Annotated in this window: 17 protein-coding genes; 6 read left to right on the top strand and 11 right to left on the bottom strand. The window is 62.6% G+C overall.

Going from position 1 to position 15800, the window contains the following annotated elements; translation table 11 throughout:
* Positions 1-299 precede the first annotated feature (299 nt).
* Genes lgt through pgeF form a run of 3 tightly spaced genes read left to right on the top strand, consistent with a single transcriptional unit; the run spans position 300 to position 2987 of the window.
* On the top strand, positions 300-1118 hold the full coding sequence (gene lgt / locus SIN04_RS05210; protein ID WP_134486862.1) for a prolipoprotein diacylglyceryl transferase: 819 nt from the start codon (positions 300-302) through the stop codon (positions 1116-1118).
* On the top strand, positions 1115-2218 hold the full coding sequence (locus SIN04_RS05215; RefSeq protein WP_341264269.1) for a class I SAM-dependent methyltransferase: 1104 nt from the start codon (positions 1115-1117) through the stop codon (positions 2216-2218). Before lgt ends, SIN04_RS05215 begins: the two co-directional genes overlap by 4 nt.
* Entirely contained in the window at positions 2211-2987 is a 777-nt protein-coding gene (gene pgeF, locus SIN04_RS05220) for a peptidoglycan editing factor PgeF (protein ID WP_134486868.1), read from the top strand. Before SIN04_RS05215 ends, pgeF begins: the two co-directional genes overlap by 8 nt.
* A 58-nt stretch (positions 2988-3045) precedes the next feature.
* On the opposite strand, the gene SIN04_RS05225 is transcribed toward pgeF, so the two are convergent.
* The 11 genes from SIN04_RS05225 to SIN04_RS05275 all read right to left on the bottom strand — a co-directional run bounded on the left by SIN04_RS05225 (position 3046) and on the right by SIN04_RS05275 (position 11589).
* Positions 3046-3606, bottom strand: a complete 561-nt coding sequence (locus SIN04_RS05225) for a DUF2380 domain-containing protein (RefSeq protein ID WP_166795852.1) — start codon at positions 3604-3606, stop codon at positions 3046-3048.
* A gap of 42 nt (positions 3607-3648) precedes the next feature.
* Positions 3649-4425, bottom strand: coding sequence for a hypothetical protein (locus SIN04_RS05230; protein WP_134486875.1), 777 nt, complete (start codon positions 4423-4425; stop codon positions 3649-3651).
* Positions 4426-4496: 71 nt separating this feature from the next.
* A complete protein-coding gene (locus tag SIN04_RS05235) occupies positions 4497-4817 on the bottom strand; it encodes a PepSY domain-containing protein (RefSeq protein ID WP_134486878.1) in 321 nt (106 codons plus the stop codon).
* Between the two features lie 340 nt (positions 4818-5157).
* Positions 5158-5916 carry a tRNA pseudouridine(38-40) synthase TruA gene (gene truA, locus SIN04_RS05240; protein WP_134486881.1) on the bottom strand — a complete coding sequence of 253 codons (759 nt, stop codon included), beginning with the start codon at positions 5914-5916 and terminating at the stop codon, positions 5158-5160.
* Positions 5903-6844, bottom strand: a complete 942-nt coding sequence (gene fmt, locus SIN04_RS05245; RefSeq protein ID WP_134492295.1) for a methionyl-tRNA formyltransferase — start codon at positions 6842-6844, stop codon at positions 5903-5905. Before fmt ends, truA begins: the two co-directional genes overlap by 14 nt.
* Positions 6845-6997: 153 nt before the next feature.
* On the bottom strand, positions 6998-7585 hold the full coding sequence (def, locus tag SIN04_RS05250; RefSeq protein WP_134486884.1) for a peptide deformylase: 588 nt from the start codon (positions 7583-7585) through the stop codon (positions 6998-7000).
* Positions 7586-7698: 113 nt separating this feature from the next.
* On the bottom strand, positions 7699-8187 hold the full coding sequence (locus SIN04_RS05255) for a hypothetical protein (protein WP_134486887.1): 489 nt from the start codon (positions 8185-8187) through the stop codon (positions 7699-7701).
* Positions 8188-8446: 259 nt separating this feature from the next.
* Entirely contained in the window at positions 8447-8671 is a 225-nt protein-coding gene (locus SIN04_RS05260; protein WP_134486890.1) for a hypothetical protein, read from the bottom strand.
* Between the two features lie 186 nt (positions 8672-8857).
* Entirely contained in the window at positions 8858-9721 is an 864-nt protein-coding gene (locus SIN04_RS05265; RefSeq protein ID WP_134486894.1) for an NlpC/P60 family protein, read from the bottom strand.
* 15 nt (positions 9722-9736) lie between these two features.
* Entirely contained in the window at positions 9737-11218 is a 1482-nt protein-coding gene (locus SIN04_RS05270) for a leucyl aminopeptidase family protein (protein WP_341264270.1), read from the bottom strand.
* Positions 11219-11265: 47 nt separating this feature from the next.
* Positions 11266-11589 (bottom strand): hypothetical protein, encoded by a 324-nt coding sequence (locus tag SIN04_RS05275; RefSeq protein ID WP_134486900.1) that lies wholly within the window; start codon positions 11587-11589, stop codon positions 11266-11268.
* Between SIN04_RS05275 and zwf the strand changes: the two genes are divergently transcribed.
* The 3 genes from zwf (at position 11576) to eda (ending at position 15716) form a co-directional block, all read left to right on the top strand.
* Positions 11576-13048, top strand: coding sequence for a glucose-6-phosphate dehydrogenase (gene zwf / locus SIN04_RS05280; RefSeq protein ID WP_134486903.1), 1473 nt, complete (start codon positions 11576-11578; stop codon positions 13046-13048). The two genes, SIN04_RS05275 and zwf, sit on opposite strands and share 14 nt — an antisense overlap.
* Before the next feature lie 71 nt (positions 13049-13119).
* A complete protein-coding gene (gene edd, locus SIN04_RS05285) occupies positions 13120-14931 on the top strand; it encodes a phosphogluconate dehydratase (protein ID WP_134486906.1) in 1812 nt (603 codons plus the stop codon).
* A 137-nt stretch (positions 14932-15068) separates the two neighbouring features.
* Entirely contained in the window at positions 15069-15716 is a 648-nt protein-coding gene (gene eda / locus SIN04_RS05290) for a bifunctional 4-hydroxy-2-oxoglutarate aldolase/2-dehydro-3-deoxy-phosphogluconate aldolase (protein ID WP_134486909.1), read from the top strand.
* Positions 15717-15800: the final 84 nt, after the last annotated feature.

The following is a 15800-nucleotide window of genomic DNA, read 5'->3' on the forward strand; positions in this document are numbered from 1 at the left end:
GCGGCTTGTCCTGGAGCCGGATGAGTTTGGCCGGAATCACAATGCGATTGCGTCAAAAGTCTCAGTCCGTCTCTCATCAATAGGTTAGAGCATGAGTCGTCACAAAGCCGGTTCCGCTTTTCGGCGTCACACTCTAGCGTCCGGCGCCAACAGCGGCCGCCGCCGGCTCTCCGGCAGAATCACGATCTAGCACGGCTTGCAGCCCCTGACATGGGGTCGTTACGATTTTGCCGCGGGACCGGCGTGCAGCTTGACGCGGCGGCGCCGACGTCGCATCACGCCACGACTTCGGAGCGCAGATGCCATTTGTTATCGCCTATCCCGTCATTGATCCGGTGCTGATTTCGATCGGGCCTTTTCCGATCCGCTGGTACGCCCTCGCCTATATCTCCGGGCTCGTCATCGGTTGGGCTTATGCGCAATATCTCGTTCGGCGGCCGTCACTTTGGGGGCCCTCGCCACGTCCCGACGCCACCTGCATCGACGATCTTCTCGTCTACGCCGCCATCGGCGTCATCCTCGGCGGGCGTCTCGGCTACGTGCTGTTTTACAATCCGGCCTTTTATCTCGACCATCCAGTTGATGTTTTCAAAGTCTGGCAGGGCGGGATGTCTTTTCATGGCGGCTTCGCGGGAACGGTGGTCGCGGTCTACGTCCTCGCGCGCCGTCGCGGCATTCTTGTGCTGCGCCTCGGCGATGTGGTCAGCGCCGTCGTTCCGATCGGGCTTTTCCTCGGCCGCATCGCCAATTTCATCAAGCCGGAGCTTTGGGGCCGCTCGAGCAACGTTCCCTGGGCGATGGCGTTCCCCGGCGCCGGCCCCGTGCCTCGCCATCCGAGCCAGCTCTATGAAGCGGCGCTTGAGGGCGTGGTTCTGTTCCTTATCTTATTTATCGCCGTGCGGCTTGGCGCGCTGCGTCGCCCGGGCCTCGTCACCGGCATTTTCGCGGTGGGTTACGGCGTCGCGCGGATTATTTGCGAATTTTTTCGTGAGCCCGATCCTCAGCTCGGCTTTCTATTCGGAGGAGCAACCATGGGAATGCTGCTGTCGCTGCCCCTGATCGCTGTGGGGGTTGTCTTGATCCTGCGGACGGCCCGTCAGAAGGCGGCGCTCGCATGACCGCGCTCGAAACCATCCTCAGCGAATTGATCCTCGAAGGTGGTCCGATCAGCCTCGAACGGTATATGACGCTGGCGCTGAGCCATCCCGTTCATGGCTATTACAGATCGAAAGAGGCGATCGGCGCCAAGGGCGACTTCATCACGTCGCCGGAGATCAGCCAGATGTTCGGCGAACTGCTCGGACTCTGGTGCGTCGAAGTCTGGCGCCTCATGGGGGCGCCTGAGGCCGTCCGTCTTGTTGAACTTGGTCCTGGCCGCGGCACATTGATGGCCGACGCGTTGCGCGCCGTGAAGGTCGCGCCTGATTTTCTCGCCGCGCTCGAAGTTCACCTGGTCGAGATCAGCCTGCCGCTGCGCGAAGCCCAGCGCGCGGCGCTGGAAGGGCGTGGGGTCAAGGTCGTCTGGCATGCGAGCGTCGACGAGGTTCCTCCGGGGCCGGCCATTTTCATCGCCAATGAATTCTTCGACGCTCTTCCGGTGCGGCATTACGTTCATCGGGATGGCGGCTGGCGCGAAAGGCTCATTGGCCTCGACGAGGATGGGCGTCTCGCCTTTGGCCTTGGAGTGGCCCATGAAACTGCGATCGCCGCCCGCGGCGAGCCCGACGACATTCTGGAGGTCGGCGTCGCCGCCGCGCGCCTGATGACGCAGCTTGCGGTGCGGATCGTGACCCAGGGCGGCGCGCTGCTCGCGATCGACTATGGCTACACGGAGCCGGCGCGCGGCGAAACGCTGCAGGCCATGCGCGCGCATCAATTCGTCGATCCTTTGGCTGATCCCGGCGAGGCGGACCTTACAACCCATGTCAATTTCTCCGGCCTTATGCGCTCCGCGCGGGGGGCGGGCGCCGCCGTACATGGCCCCGTGGAGCAGGGCCGGTTTTTGACCCGCCTTGGCATATTCGAGCGCGCGGCGATGCTGAAGCATCATGCGAGTCCGGCGCAAAGCGCGGCCATCGACGCGGCGCGGGAACGCCTTGCGGGGGAGGGGCCGGGCCTCGATCGCGCGACCGACATGGCGCGACTTTTCAAAGTCCTCGCCGTGACCCGGCGCGAGTTCGATCCGCCGCCGGGCTTCGAAGAGGCAAGCAATGGATGAGTTGAAAGCAGATGCCCTGTTCGCCCCTGTGTTGCAGATCGCCGGCGTCTCGCATGGGTTTTTCACGCGCAGGGGCGGCGTATCGAGTGGGGTCTACGCCAGCCTCAATGGCGGAGTGGGATCGAGGGACGCGCCGGAAACGGTGGCGGAAAACCGGCGCCGGATGGCGGCGGTTCTGCGCGTCGATGCGGAGAGGCTCATCGTACCCTACCAGGTCCATTCGCCGGATGTCCTTGTCATTTCGGGCCCCGTTGAAGGGCGTCCGCATTGCGACGGCCTTGTGACCTCGACGCCAGGCGTCGCGCTTGGCGTGACCGGGGCCGATTGTGGCATGATCCTTTTCGCCGACGCCAAAGCGCGGGTGATCGGCGCCGCCCATGCGGGCTGGAAGGGCGCGCTGACCGGCGTGCTCGAAGCGACCCTCTTCGCCATGGAAGGCCTTGGCGCATCGCGGTCCTCGATCATCGCGGCTCTGGGACCGGCGATCGGCCAGAACAGCTATGAGGTCGGGCCGGAGTTTTACGATCGTTTTGTCGAGACCGCCCAAGCCTATGCGGACTTCTTCAGGCCGTCGCAGAACTGGGGCCGCTTCATGTTCGACCTCCCGGCCTTTATCGCCCTGCGCCTGCGGCAGGCCGGCGTCGGCGCCTTCGAGGATCTTGGCCGCGACACATACGCCGAGCCCGAGCAGTTCTTTTCCTACCGGCGGTCGGTGCACAGGCAGGAGCCCGACTACGGCCGCCAGATTTCGGCGATCGCGCTGGTTTAGGGCATGACGCCGTAAAGTTGCTGACTTTTTGGACCCGCATTCGGGTCGAGCCGCGCCATCAGCGCGTCGAGATCATCTCATTAACCAGATTTTCGGTGTAGAGCGCGGCTTTTCGCCAAGCCTCGTCATTATCGCCGCGAAAGGTCAGAAGGCGCGCCAAGACAGGCTTTCCGTCATCGACGTCGACGACATTGAGCTGCTCCCATTGCACGAGCGTGCTCATTTTATGGATGCCGCCATAGATCAGAATTCTGGCGCGCGCCTGACGCGCGCTCTCGATGAGACTTTCAGGCGTTGAGCAGGGGACTTCGCGGCAGGTGAGCGGCGCCACGACGCGGGAGCCGCCGTCAGTAAGAGAAGCGCGAAGCGTCTCCGAAAACGCGGCGATGCGCGCCGCATGGTCCGCGCGCTGATCGCGTTCTTCCCCAGAAGTGTCCACATAGCTGAACTCAGCCACCCCGACGGCGGTGGGGTCGCTCCGCTCCGCCGCGACCGCGCTATCGCTAGAGGCGAGCGCGAAAGCTATGAGCGTCCATCGAGCCAAAATGGCTGACGTCCGCGTGGCCTCGCGCGTTGCCTTGTGACAGGCGCCGGCGATCCGATCCCGCAATCCATCCATTCGCTTTCTCCCATGATCGGCCTCAACCCAAGAATCACCCATTCATATGCTCTGCTCGCGCGCTTCCGGATGCTTGCCGGCCTTTTGCGGGAGAAACAGGATGCAGGCGATGATAACGGCCGCGAGAATAGCCGAAGCATAAAGGCGGCTGAAGGCGAGCCCGCCGTCGGCCAGTGGCTTGTCGAGCAGATCGCCTACCGTTGCGCCGAGTGGCCGCGTCAGGATGAATGCGGCCCAGAACAGCAGCGTGCGCGACACATTCGTATAGAAATACGCCCATGCGATGAACAACAGGCCAGCGCCGAATACGAGCGCCCCGCCTTCATAGCCGAGCCCGGTCGTGTCGGCCATCCAGTCGCCCAGCGCCGTGCCCAGGGTCTGCGAGAACAGGATGGTCCCCCAATAAAACATTTCAACTTTCGGCGAAGTGATGACGTCAACTGAAACGGACCCGGCGGACCAGCGCCACACAGCGAGCGAAGCCATAAGCAGCACAAACAGGACCGACGCTCCTCCGGCATAGCCAACGCCGAGCGAGCGGTCGGCAAAATCCGCCATCGTCGTGCCCGCGGTCGTGGTGGCGACGATCACGGCCCAGTACAGGAACGGATGGAAGGATCTCGCGGCAATCTGGGCGGCGACGGCGACGGCAAAGATGCCGATGAAAATGACGCTGCTGACCGCATAGCCCAGATTCATCGTCATGGATACCGCGTCGCCGCCCGTTTCGCCGAGAGTCGTCGCGAGAATCTTGATGATCCAGAAGACGAGGGTGACTTCAGGAACCTTGCTCAATCCAGCCGAAGGAATACGATTCACGCGACGGGCCCCGTTTTGTCAGCCAGGCTGCGAGCAGACAGTCGGCCCGCTCAGGCGCATTAAGTTGTATCTCAGTCGGGGTGTGGACCTTCCTTGGCGTTCTCCAATAGCTGGCCGGTTTTAGCATCCACGCCGACCTCCTGTACAATGCCGCCGCTTTTGATATCGAATGAATAGCGAAGGCCAGTCCCACCGGACTCCCGTTCGAGTTCCTCATCCGTTATCTTGCCCGGATGCGCTTTCAAGGCAATCGCGCGGGCCTGATCGATGGTCACTTTTGCTTCCCCGGCCAGCTTCTCGCCAGTGTAGGCAAATGCCGGCGATGAAACCAATGCAACGAGGCTCAAAGCCGCGCAGCCGAGGCCGCCGCGCCGCAAGATATTTATAATCATATGTGTCTCCAGATTCGCCGATCATAACTTTCAACGTTGAGAGCATGACAGGGACGAACTGAACGTAATATGAATAGAATGTTCGGCGCCGCGGTCTGCAATGTACTGACGGAAAAGCCGGACGCCCTTGCGTTCATCGCGCTGTGGCCGCCCTTAATTCTTCGCATTATTTCGATCGTCTTTGTTGCGCCCTCGACCACGCGAAAGAATGAACGGCGCGCTGCGCTATTCCCGCAGGTTCAGGCGCCAGTTTTCTAAAGGCGGCCGCGATGTTTCCATATGAAATGATGTACATCATGTAAATCGCGCAAGAGCGCTGTGGCGCATCAATGCCGTTTGCTTAATCCGCCGGGTTTTCGTCCGCGTAATCGACCTGCATGAGATAGAGCCCATCGGGCGGCGCCACCATGCCGCAGCGGCGGCGATCGCGCGCCTCCAGCGCGGCGACGAGGTCATGGATGCTCCATTTGCCGGAGCCGACATGCTCCAGCGAGCCGACCATCGAGCGCACCTGCGAATGCAGGAAGGATCGCGCCGCCGCGAAGATGTGAATTTCCTCGTGCGTGCGCATGACGTCGAACCGTTCGAGCGTTCGCAACGGACTTTGCGCCTGGCATTCTGAGTCTCGAAAGGTCGTAAAATCATGGTAGCCGAGCAGCATTTGCGCGGCCTCATGCATGGCGCCTGCGTCAAGCCTCCTTTTGACCAGCCAGCTTTGGCCGGCCTCCAATGTCAGCGGCGCGCGGCGATTGGTGATTTTGTAAAGATAATGCCGCCGCACCGCCGAGAAACGCGCATCGAAGCTGTGGGCGACCCGCTCCGCGGCAAGGATCGCGACAGGGCAGGGACGCAGATAGGCATTGAGCGCATCGCGCAAGACGTCAGGACGCCAGTCTTTCGTCAGATCGGCATGGGCGACCTGGCCTCTGGCGTGAACGCCGGCGTCGGTGCGCCCCGCGCCGCGAATCGCCCCCCTGTCGCCGGTCAGCGCATGCAGCGCGGTCTCGATCGCCTCCTGCACGGCAAGGCCATTGGCCTGTCTCTGCCAGCCGACAAAAGGCCCGCCATCATATTCGATGATGAGCTTATAGCGCGGCATCGGAGCTTTTTTGCACCGCGAGCCGGCTTCCTGCCGAAAGGCGCGCGCCACGTAAAAAATCGGCGGCCGACATCGGCGCCTTGCCCGAGCGTTGAAGCTCAATGATTGCGATCGCGCCTTCGCCGCAGGCGATGGTCAGCGCATCATCAAGCGCTTCGCCGGGTTCGCCTGATCCATCAACGAGATGGGCGCGCAAAATCTTGATGCGCTCGGAACCCTTGCCGAGATCGGCCTCGAAGAAGGCGCCCGGAAAAGGCGCGAGCGCGCGGATCAGATTATGCACCTCGGCGGCCGGCCTCTCCCAATCGATCCGCGCCTCGGTCTTTTCAATTTTCTTCGCGTAAGTGACGCCTTCTTCGGCTTGAGGCGTAAAATGCAGGCTGCCGCGATTTTGGGCCGCTAGCGCGCGCACCATCAGATCGGCGCCAATCAGGGAGAGCCTGTCATGGATTTCGTCCGCCGTCGCCTCCGGGCCGATTTCGATGCGTTCGACCATCGCCACGGGGCCGGTATCGAGACCTTCCTCCATCGCCATCACCATGACGCCGGTCTCATCGTCTCCGGCCATGATGGCGCGCTGGATTGGCGCCGCGCCGCGCCAGCGCGGCAGCAGGGAGGCATGCAGATTGAGGCACGCGCGCGGCGCAATCTCCAGAATGGCTTTCGGAAGTATGAGCCCGTAGGCGACGACGACGATGGCGTCCGGCTCGAGCGCCGTGAGGGTCGCAGCGGCGTCCTCGGTGCGTAGGCTCGATGGCGTTAGAACGGGAAGTCCAAAGCGTAGCGCGGCCGCATGGACCGGGGAGAGCGTCGGCTCGAGGCCGCGCCGTCCGCCGGGTTTTGGCGCGCGCGTATAGACAGCGGCAACCTGATGGCCCTGGCCGACGATCTCGGTGAGGACGGGAACCGCAAACTCCGGCGTTCCCATGAAGACGATGCGCAAAGGGTGAGCCCGGGATGATGGAGGGAAAGTCCGTTTCGAAGTGAAGAAGCTTTAGCAAGCGTATCTGGCTCGTGTCTTGGCTTGGCCTTGCTCAGAATGACGCGGATGACGTTCAATGCGCCTCGATCTTTGAGGCCTTTATCTGATCTCGCCGCCGCTTGAGGCGCTCGCTGCGCGCTCTGGCTTTGGCGCGCGTTTGCGTTCGGGCGCCTCCAGCTTGGCCGCTTTGGTGAATTTCTTGACGACGCGCTCGCGCTTCAGCCGCGAAATATGGTCGATGAACAGCACGCCGTCGAGATGATCGATCTCATGCTGCAGGCAGGTCGCCAGAAGGCCGTCGGCTTCGATTTCGCAGCGCCGTCCCTCCCGGTCGAAATAGCCGACGCGCACGCGGGCAGGGCGCTCGACCTCCTCGTAATATTCGGGAATCGAGAGGCAGCCCTCTTCATAGACAGAGAGTTCCTCCGAGGCCCAGAGGATTTCGGGATTGGCGAAGCACATAGGTTCCCGCGCCGTCCCCTCGTCCTTGCGCTTGGCGACGTCGAGCACGATGACGCGCTGATCGACGGCGATTTGCGTCGCGGCCAGGCCGATGCCGGGCGCGTCATACATGGTCTCGAGCATATCGTCCATCAGCGTGCGAACGCCGTGGTCGACGGCGACGACCGGCTTGGCGACGAGGCGCAGACGTTGATCGGGCAGAATGATGATGGGGCGAAGCGACATGACAAAGAAATAAGGCGGCGGAGCTTGAAAATCAATTTGCTAATGAAGCGAGTGGCCCGCCAGCCGGGGATTCCTTGATTTCGAGTCGTTACGCGAAATCGGGGATCGATTATCTATTTGTTGTACGGGTTTCCGAATGGTCCGCGTTCCTGGCCGGCGCCGCCGGCGGGGCCGTAGTAGCCCGCGAAAAAGGGCGTGCCATAGCCGTCAATGGGATTAAACACCCCGTGGTGATGACCAAAACCGTAATCGTCGCCATAGGGGAAGCCATAGCTGTAAATGGCCGTGCTTGCGACGGCGACGCCAATGGCCTCGGCGGAGGCCATCGCCCGTCTTTGCCGCGCGCGCCACGCGCCGGCGCGATAGGCCCAGGGCAAGGGGTAAAAGCCATATCCGCTGCCCGGATCACCGACCAGTTCGGCAAAGTGGCCATGCCGCCGAACCGTTGTGAGCCGCCCGCGCATGCCGTGCGAGGCGTATTTGCCGCCGACGACGCTACGGACTTCGACATGATGCGTGCTTATGTGACGCGCGCGGGGCGAGGCCATCGAAGGGGACCCGACCGTCACCGCGGGCGCCACGAACGCCAAGACGATTGCCATATGTTGTCCCCAGCGCATCGTCCGCATCTCCAGTTCCGCGATGAGTCGCACCATGCGTCTAGCACGATAACGCCGCGTCGCTCGCTGCGGTTTCCTCACTGCTCGAACAACTGTCCGTGCGGCCAAAACCTCTGTTCGGGCCCAAGACCAGGAAAGAAGCGCCATCGTGCGGCGCTGAACGAAGAGCCAGCCCGTCCCAGAACCAGGGACGGGACCAGCGCTATTTGGGGGAATGTCCGATTGATTCGCGGAGGCGCGATCAATCGCAATAGCCAGTGCCGTAATTCTGCGTGCAGCCGCGGTGGAAAATCTGCTGATGCAGAGGGTCGGGCGCCTCTTTGGCGGCGCTATCGGCGCCGATGGAGCGGCCCGTCATCAGTGTAGCCGCTTTATTGGCATGCTCCACGTAAGCATCTTTGGCTGAAGCGGCTGAAAGAGACGACACCAGAGCCAGCGCGGCGATAGAGAGTTTGATCATTTTCATTTTGATATCTCCTCAGATCTTGAGAAGACCCTGTCTCAAGACCACGAGAGATACATAGATATCCAGCAGCTTGGCGATAATGTATTATAATTGCACTACATTATGTTTCCCGCGGCAATAATGGACTAAGCTCAGACTTTGCAGAGGCCAGCGCGGAGCCGGCCATATCTCGAGGCCTCGGCCCTGTCAGCCGGCCGGCTCCAGCCGCCGGATCGATGTAATCGCGGCGCCGGTCCCCGCCGCGATTCTCGCCCGCGCTTCTGCGAGGGGTTCGCTTGCGACCTGCATATGATGCGCATTGGCGTGCAGAAGCGTTTGCGCGTCGCGCATGACGCCGACATGTCCGCGCCAGAAGACAAGATCGCCGCGCGCGAGACCTTTGAGATCGTCACTTACGGCCAGCGGAACCCCAAGCGCCTTTTCCTGCAAATCCGTGTCGCGCGGCGATTTTACGCCCGCCGCGTCGAGCGCGATCTGCACGAGGCCCGAGCAATCGACGCCAAGGCTCGATTTGCCGCCCCAGAGATAGGGCGCATGTAAAAGACGCTCGGCGACGGCCACGAAGTCGCGGTCAGGCTCGTTCAAAGGCCTGAGATGATCGGCGAACATAAAGCCGCCGCCCTGGAGCGCGACGAAAGACCCGCTCGTTTCGCCGGCGCTGACTCTCCCGCCCAGCGGGAGGGCGTCGATGATGGGAAGCTTCATGTTCGGTGCTGGATAAATGAAGCTGCGGTTGACCTTTACCCGATGGGTGGGCGGCGCATCAAACTCCCCGACCGCGACCATCGAAACATAGCCGACATAACCATCGCGCTCGAGCTGAAGCCAGCCGAACCCCTCGCTGTCCTCATAGAGCATCGCGGTTTCGCCATAGAGCGCCTGCGTGTCGATCGAGACGTCATTGGCGGGCTCGGGGCGCAGATCCGCGAGTCCCGCGCGGATTGTGACGCGCCGGCCTTCGACGAAGTCGTCCGCCTCGACTTTTCCGCGCAGATGCGCGGCGGCGAGGTCGGGGCGGGCAGGGGTCAGGCGGCGATCGAGAATGGGCATAAGCAAGTCGAAGCGTTACGGCGATTTGTCATCGTGGCCGATCTCTTCTTCGAATTCTTCCTCGCTCTCGTCTATATGGGCGACGATGTGATGGACGATCCTCGGGCTGTCTCCTTCCGGGGCGCCAAAGCGCGCCTCGACCAGATCATAGAGCAGCCGCGCGGACTGGATCTCGGCGCCCTCGGGCCGGCCGGATTGTTGCGCCGGGGCCCAGCCGTAAACATCGAAATGGACCCAGGATTTGGCGCGCTCCACGAAACGCCGCAGAAACAGCGCCGCCGTGATCGAGCCGGCGAAGGGCCCGCCGCCGACATTGTTGATGTCAGCGACCTTGCTATCGAGCATTTTGTCGTAGGCGTCCCAAAGCGGTAGCCGCCACACGGGGTCCTGGCTCAAGGCACCGAAGCGGGCAATCTCCGCCGCAAGCTGCTCGTCCGCCGTATAGAAGGGCGGCAGATCGGGGCCGAGCGCGACCCGCGCCGCGCCGGTCAAGGTCGCGAAATCAATGAGGAGGTCCGGCGCGTCTTCATCGGCCAGCGCCAGCGCGTCGGCGAGAATGAGGCGTCCTTCCGCGTCCGTGTTGCCGATCTCGACCGAAAGACCCTTGCGGCTCGGGTAGATGTCGCCCGGCCGGAAAGCGTTGCCGGCGATGGCGTTTTCGACGATCGGCAGCAGCACGCGAAGGCGCAGCTTCAATCCCGCCTCCATGATCATCGAGGCGAGCGCCAAGGCCGTCGCCGCGCCGCCCATGTCTTTCTTCATCAAAAGCATGCCCGCCGAAGGCTTGATGTCGAGGCCGCCTGAATCGAAGCAGACTCCTTTCCCCACAAGAGTGAGCTTCGGATAGGCCGGATCACCCCAGCTGAAATCGACGAGGCGCGGGGCCTCTTCGGCGGCGCGGCCGACGGCGTGAATGAGCGGCAGCCTCGCCGCCAGCAAAGTTTCGCCGCGCGTCACTGACGCGCTCGCCTGAAACTGCGCCGCGACGCTCAAAGCCGCGGCCTCCAGCGCCGCGGGGCCAAGATCATTGGCGGGCGTGCTGATGAGGTCGCGCCCGAAAGCCACGGCCTTGGCGATGCGCTCAATGCGGGCAATGTCGATCCCGTCTGGCGCTGCGAGCTGCGGCAGCTTGGACGGATTAGCTTTATAGCGGTCGAATCGATAGGCGGACAGCAGCCAGGACAGCGCGGCGAGTGTGGAATCATGCGGGCCGTTGGCGAAACGGTAGAGTCCCGGCGGAAGCAAGGTCGCCAGCTTTCCCGGCAAAAGCAGGTCTTTTGCGCGCGCGCCATGGCCCTCAATGCCAAACAGCACGGCGGCGATCGCGCCGGCCTCGCTCGGCAGGATTTGACTGCGCCCGGGCTTTGGCTCAAAGCCATTGGCGTCTGCGAAAGCCGCCGCCGCGGGAGGCAGGCCGGCGCGAATCTCCGGCCATGTCTCGGTCGTGACGAACCAGATCGGCGTAGCCTCTGCCGAAGGTTCACGAAGAAGAGACATTGAAAAACTCCCCAAAGCCGCAAAATCGTCGAAGGGCGGCGCCATCGTCACGTTTCAGGGTTAGCGTTTCGCGGCGCGGCTTGCAAAGCAAAAGCTCGGCGAGTCGGTGCGATGACGCCGAATCCTTGGGCATCTCTGGCGCGCGTTCGCCCGCCGGGCAGGTTTGCACCTTGTCCGCCAACGCACTCGCGCTCGGAATTTATTGATTTCGCATCATTTTGATCCGGGAACCGGCGTCCATTAGCCGGAAATGATGCCTGCGGCGACGATAGACGCTTGCCGGAGATAAGGAAATCATATCGGCCCTGCGGACCGGATCTTGCAGTGTTCGCGTCAACGATGGAGGAAAGGCAAGCGATGGTTTCGCGCATTGTAAAGGTCGATCCTTTTGATCTCGTCGTCTTTGGCGGGACGGGCGATCTCGCTTACCGCAAGCTATTTCCCGCCTTGTTCAGGCGCTTCCTCGACGGGCAATTCTCCGAGCCGACGCGCATCATCGGCGCCTCGCGCCACGATTATGACGGGGAGGCTTTCCGGCAGACGATCGCCAAGGCCCTGCGCCAATATGCGCCCGAAGGCACCAAAGCGGAGGCCGTCGACGCTTTTCTGCGCATAGTTGATTATGTCAGCCTCGATATTGGAACGGACGCCGGATGGGACGTCCTCGGCATGAAATTTCCGGAAAATTCGACGCCGATCCGGGCCTTTTATCTGGCGACCGGGCCGGACAGGTTCGGCGCCATCTCCGCCCAGCTCGCCGCCTACGGGCTGATTACGCCAAGCTCCCGCATCATCGTCGAAAAGCCGATCGGCCGCGACGCCGCCTCGGCGGCGAAGATCAATGACGCCATCGGCGCGGTCTTCGCCGAAAGTCAGATCTATCGAATCGATCATTACCTCGGCAAGGAAACCGTGCAGAACCTGATGGCGCTGCGTTTCGCCAACGCTCTGTTCGAGCCCTTGTGGAACGCGGCCCATATCGACCATGTCGAGATTACCGTCGCCGAGGCGATCGGCGTCGAAGGCCGCGGCGCCTATTATGAATCCTCCGGCGCTTTGCGCGATATGGTGCAGAACCATCTCCTCCAGCTTCTTTGCCTCGTCGCCATGGAGCCGCCCGCCTCGATGGAGGCCGACGCCGTGCGCGACGAAAAGCTCAAAGTACTGAAGGCGCTGGCGCCGATCGACGCAAGCAACGCCGAGACGCTGACCGTCAGGGGTCAATATCGCGCCGGCGCCAGCGCCGCGGGAGCCGTCCCAGGATACCCGGAGGAGGTCGGCAATCCGGCGACGGAGATCGAAACTTTCGTCGCGCTGAAGGTGAATGTCGCCAATTGGCGTTGGGCCGGCACGCCATTCTATTTGCGCACCGGAAAGCGCCTGCCAAAGAGGGTGTCCGAGCTTATCGTGTCGTTCCGCAACGTGCCCCATTCGATCTTCGGGGCGGATGTGAAGATCTTGCCGACGCGGCTCGTTGTCCGGCTCCAGCCTGATGAGGGGATCAAGCTTTGGCTGATGCTGAAGGAGCCGGGGGCCGGCGGGATGCGCATGCGCCATGTGCCGCTCGACATGAACTTCGCCAAAGCGTTCAAGATCTACGCGCCGGAAGCCTATGAACGCCTGCTGATGGACGTTATCCGCGGCAATGCGACCTTGTTCATGCGCCGGGACGAAGTCGAGGCGGCGTGGCGCTGGATCGATCCGATCCGTGAGGCATGGAACCAATCGCCATTGGAGCCGCGTTTCTATCTTGCCGGCACGTGGGGGCCGGCCTCCGCCACCGCCCTCGTTGAGCGGGATGGAAGAAGCTGGTACGAGGAGACGAGTTAAGCTTCTTGGCTTGCCGGAGCGCGCTCCCCGCGGCCCGATTTCATGCACGGCAGAAAAGATCGAGAGGCGCTATGGTTCATCAGACAGTCGCCAGCGTGACGGCGCGCATCGTCGAACGCAGCCGGCCGACAAGAGAGGCCTATCTCGCGCGCATGGAGGCGATGGCGCGCAAGGGGCCGCGCCGCGGGGCGCTCGGCTGCGCCAATCTCGCGCATGGCTTTGCGGCTTGCGGCGTCCACGACAAGCAGGAGCTGCGCGCCGACATCGCGCCGAACCTTGCCATCGTCACCGCCTACAATGACATGCTCTCGGCGCATCAGCCTTATGAAGGTTTTCCTGCGATCATCAAACAGGCGGCGCGGGAGGCGGGCGGCGTCGCGCAGGTCGCGGGCGGCGTTCCCGCCATGTGCGACGGTGTCACGCAGGGCCGCGCCGGCATGGAGTTGTCGCTGTTCTCGCGCGACGTCATCGCGCTCTCGGCCTCGATCGCCCTCTCACATGACATGTTCGACGCCGCCGTGTTTCTCGGCATCTGCGACAAGATCGTGCCGGGCCTTGTCATCGCGGCGCAAGCCTATGGCCATCTGCCGGCCGTGTTCATTCCCGCAGGCCCGATGCCGTCCGGCATTCCCAATGACGAAAAATCGAAGATCCGCCAGCTCTACGCGGAAGGAAAGGTGTCACGCGCCGAACTTTTGGACGCCGAAGCCGCCTCCTATCATGCGCCCGGAACCTGCACCTTCTATGGAACGGCCAATTCCAACCAGATGCTGATGGAGGCGATGGGACTGCATTTGCCCGGCGCCTCCTTCGTTAACCCGAATACGCCGCTGCGCGATGCGCTCACCCGCGCCGCCGCCAAGCGCGCTCTCGCCATCACAGCGCTCGGGAATGACTATACGCCCGCCTCGAAGATCCTCGACGAGCGCGCTTTCGTGAACGGCGTCGTCGCTCTCCATGCGACCGGCGGCTCAACCAATCATGTGATCCATCTCGTCGCCATGGCGCGCGCGGGCGGAATGATCCTGACGCTTGAGGATTTCGGCGAGCTTTCGAAGATCGTTCCTTTGCTGACGCGCATCTATCCTAATGGAACGGCCGACGTGAACCACTTCAGCGCCGCTGGCGGCACGGGCTATCTCATCGGTGAATTGCTGAAGGGAGGGCTGTTGCATCCCGATGCGAACACAGTCACGGGAACGCCGCTCGCGGACTATGCAAAAGAGCCTTATCTCGAAGACGGCGAACTCAGGTTCCGCGACGCGCCGGTTGAGAGCCACGACGGGTCAGTGTTGCGCCCCTTGGCGAACCCCTTTTCGGCCGATGGCGGCCTCAAAGTGCTGGACGGTAATCTCGGCCGCGCGGTGATCAAGATCAGCTCGGTCGCGCCCGAGCGCCATATCGTGCGCGCGCCAGCGCTGATCTTTCATGCGCAGGAGGAGGTCGAGGCGGCGTTCAAGCGCGGCGAGCTCAATCGGGATTTCATCGCGGTGGTGCGCTTTCAGGGCGTCAAGGCGATCGGAATGCCGGAACTGCACAAGCTGACGCCAATTCTGGCGTCGGTAATGGCGCATGGCCACAAGGTCGCGCTCGTCACCGACGGGCGCATGTCGGGAGCCTCGGGAAAAGTCCCGGCGGCGATCCATGTGACGCCGGAGGCGCAAGCGGGCGGACCGATCGCGAAATTGCGCGACGGCGACATCATCACTCTCGACGCCGTCGCGGGACTCTTGAGCGCTGATGTTTCCCCCGAGGAATTCGAGCAGCGCGAACTCGTGACCTGCGATCTTGACTCATATCAGCATGGATATGGCCGCGAACTTTTCCATATGTTTCGCATGGTTGCGAGCGGGCCTGAACTCGGCGCGAGCAGCATCAGCTGACGCGGCGCCGACCCGCGATTTTCCGATTCACAAAATCAGAAAAATCTTTATCTCTCGGTTCGATCGCATTTTCTTGACGCGAACCAGAAGTGTGCTTCGCCTGAAAATGATTCATCGCTGCGGAGGGGCGCGGATCTATGCAATACCAACACACCGATGCCACCCTGGCTTTGATGAAGCAAGCGCCGGTGATCCCCGTCATGCAGGTCGCCGATGCGGCGGATGCGTTGGCCCAGGCGAAATCATTGATCGGCGGCGGCCTCACCGTGCTCGAAATTACGCTACGCACCAAGGCGGCGCTGAAATCCATCGAGATGCTGACGCGCGCCTTCCCGGAAGCGATCATTGGCGCCGGGACGGTCACAGACGCGGATCAGATGGAGGCGGCGATCGACGCGGGCGCGGCCTTTCTCGTCAGCCCTGGAATGACGCGGCGACTTTTGAAGGCGGCGCGGAAATCGCCGATTCCCTGGCTCCCCGGCGTCGCCACCGCGTCCGAAGCGATGACGCTTCATGAGCATGGGTTTCGCTGTATGAAGTTCTTCCCGGCCGAAGCCGCGGGCGGCGTGAAATATCTCTCGTCGCTTGCCGGGCCCTTGCCGGATCTTGTCTTTTGCCCGACCGGAGGCATCAATCCGGAGAAAGCCAAGGCTTATCTCGAGCTCAGCAATGTCGCTTGCGTCGGCGGCTCATGGATGGTCGCGCCCGCGCTGATCAACGCCGGCGATTACGCCGCCGTCGAGCGTCTGGCGAAGGAAGCTTGCGCGCTTCGGGCTCCCGTTTAGAGTATCATCGCCTTGAGAAGGCCGGCTCGTTCGGCCCTCGTGTTCTCCTTTGCCGCAAGGCCAGTTCAGAAATGGGCCCCCAGA

This window comes from Methylocella tundrae, from assembly GCF_038024855.1.
Taxonomy (GTDB): Bacteria; Pseudomonadota; Alphaproteobacteria; order Rhizobiales; family Beijerinckiaceae; genus Methylocapsa; species Methylocapsa tundrae.

What these genes read in the sequence shown, in the direction of transcription:
- lgt (WP_134486862.1), top strand. Translation starts at nt 300, where the DNA reads ATGCCATTTGTTATCGCCTATCCCGTCATTGATCCGGTGCTGATTTCG.
- SIN04_RS05215 (WP_341264269.1), top strand. Translation starts at nt 1,115, where the DNA reads ATGACCGCGCTCGAAACCATCCTCAGCGAATTGATCCTCGAAGGTGGT.
- pgeF (WP_134486868.1), top strand. Translation starts at nt 2,211, where the DNA reads ATGGATGAGTTGAAAGCAGATGCCCTGTTCGCCCCTGTGTTGCAGATC.
- SIN04_RS05225 (WP_166795852.1), bottom strand. Translation starts at nt 3,606, where the DNA reads ATGGATGGATTGCGGGATCGGATCGCCGGCGCCTGTCACAAGGCAACG.
- SIN04_RS05235 (WP_134486878.1), bottom strand. Translation starts at nt 4,817, where the DNA reads ATGATTATAAATATCTTGCGGCGCGGCGGCCTCGGCTGCGCGGCTTTG.
- truA (WP_134486881.1), bottom strand. Translation starts at nt 5,916, where the DNA reads ATGCCGCGCTATAAGCTCATCATCGAATATGATGGCGGGCCTTTTGTC.
- fmt (WP_134492295.1), bottom strand. Translation starts at nt 6,844, where the DNA reads ATGGGAACGCCGGAGTTTGCGGTTCCCGTCCTCACCGAGATCGTCGGC.
- def (WP_134486884.1), bottom strand. Translation starts at nt 7,585, where the DNA reads ATGTCGCTTCGCCCCATCATCATTCTGCCCGATCAACGTCTGCGCCTC.
- SIN04_RS05255 (WP_134486887.1), bottom strand. Translation starts at nt 8,187, where the DNA reads ATGGCAATCGTCTTGGCGTTCGTGGCGCCCGCGGTGACGGTCGGGTCC.
- SIN04_RS05260 (WP_134486890.1), bottom strand. Translation starts at nt 8,671, where the DNA reads ATGAAAATGATCAAACTCTCTATCGCCGCGCTGGCTCTGGTGTCGTCT.
- SIN04_RS05265 (WP_134486894.1), bottom strand. Translation starts at nt 9,721, where the DNA reads ATGCCCATTCTCGATCGCCGCCTGACCCCTGCCCGCCCCGACCTCGCC.
- SIN04_RS05270 (WP_341264270.1), bottom strand. Translation starts at nt 11,218, where the DNA reads ATGTCTCTTCTTCGTGAACCTTCGGCAGAGGCTACGCCGATCTGGTTC.
- zwf (WP_134486903.1), top strand. Translation starts at nt 11,576, where the DNA reads ATGGTTTCGCGCATTGTAAAGGTCGATCCTTTTGATCTCGTCGTCTTT.
- SIN04_RS05275 (WP_134486900.1), bottom strand. Translation starts at nt 11,589, where the DNA reads ATGCGCGAAACCATCGCTTGCCTTTCCTCCATCGTTGACGCGAACACT.
- edd (WP_134486906.1), top strand. Translation starts at nt 13,120, where the DNA reads ATGGTTCATCAGACAGTCGCCAGCGTGACGGCGCGCATCGTCGAACGC.
- eda (WP_134486909.1), top strand. Translation starts at nt 15,069, where the DNA reads ATGCAATACCAACACACCGATGCCACCCTGGCTTTGATGAAGCAAGCG.